This window comes from Thauera sp. ZXT1-4 (assembly GCF_052598215.2).
Map to the genome: position 1 here is coordinate 1 of NZ_JBQWSN020000100.1, position 1,394 is coordinate 1,394.

Here is a 1,394-nt window from a genome sequence, read left to right on the forward strand (position 1 = left end):
GATCGGTGGTACAACCGCCCGAACCTGACGCCGACCTCGCGCCCGATGAACACCCAGATCGAAGCTCTCTTCACTACCGCACTTGGCCTGCAGCCGCCCTGGCACGTCGCCAAGGTCGAGCTCAACACAGCCAAGCGGCGGATCGACTTCGAGGTCGAGCACACCGGCGGTCGTGCTACGTGTCCGGCGTGTGGGGTCGAGCATCAGCTGATCCACGACCGCGTACGGCGCAGCTGGCGTCACCTGGATTTCTTTCAGTTCGAAGCGTGGCTGCATGCCGAGATCCCGCGCGTGCAGTGCAACGGCTGCGGCAAGACCACGCAGTTGCCGGTGCCGTGGGCGCGTGAGGGGAGCGGCTTTACCCTGCTGTTCGAGGCGCTGAGCCTGTCGCTGTGCCGAGAGATGCCGGTGCGCCAGGCCGCCAACCAGTTGCGGGTCGCTCCGAAGCGCCTGTGGCGCCGCGTACGCCATTACGTCGAGGTGGCCCGTGCCAAGGATGACATGTCGGGCGTCCGTTACGTTGGCATCGACGAGACCAGCGTCAAGCGCGGGCACGCGTACATCACCGTCGTGCATGACCTTGAAGCCAAGCGTTTGCTGTTTGCCACCCCGGGGCGCGATCACGCTACGTTGCAGGCCTTTGCCCAGGACATGCGTGCGCACGGCGGCGATCCGCTGGCCATCGAGCATGCCTGCATCGACATGAGCGCGGCCTACGCCAAGGGGATCGGCCAGTCGCTGCCCAATGCCCAGATCAGCTACGACCGCTTTCATGTCGTGGCGCTGGCCAACGCGGCGATGGACGAGGTGCGTCGCGAAGAGATGCGTAGCTCGGCGGCAGTGGTGCGCGAAGCGGTCGGCGCACAGAGCAAGAAGACGCTGCGTCAGCTGCTGTGGGGGATGCGCAAGAACCCGGTGAGCTGGACCCGTGCCCAGTTCGAGGCGATGCACTGGCTGCAGCGCTCGAATCTGAAGAGCGCGCGTGCCTGGCGCCTGAAGCAGGCGCTGCGGCTGGTCTATCGCGATGCAGCCGCGAGCAACAGCGAGGAGATCGCGCAAGGTGCCATGAGCAAATGGCTGAGCTGGGCGCGCCGCAGCCGCCTGGAGCCCTTCAAGCGACTGGCGCTCACCCTGAAGGAGCACCTCGGTGGCGTCGTGCGCGGCATGCTCGACGGACGCAGCAACGCCTACGTCGAAGCGATGAATGGCCTGCTCCAACAGACGAAGACCGCCGCCCGAGGCTTCCGCAACATCGAGAACTTCATCGCCATGGCCTACCTGCGCATGTCCAAGCTCAAGCATCTACCGCAGAACCCCCTGGTGCCGGCCATCCCCCGCGACTACGGGCGCTACCGTCATGTTTGTTGAGAAGTCAATTTCCACTGGAAACGGCA

At 65.3% G+C, this 1,394-nt stretch carries 1 protein-coding gene; it reads left to right on the top strand.

What is annotated here, in order from left to right; all coding sequences use genetic code 11:
- Positions 1-45 precede the first annotated feature (45 nt).
- Positions 46-1,368, top strand: a complete 1,323-nt coding sequence (locus ACUH78_RS19245) for an ISL3 family transposase (RefSeq protein ID WP_510497612.1) — start codon at positions 46-48, stop codon at positions 1,366-1,368.
- The last annotated feature ends 26 nt before the right edge of the window (positions 1,369-1,394 follow it).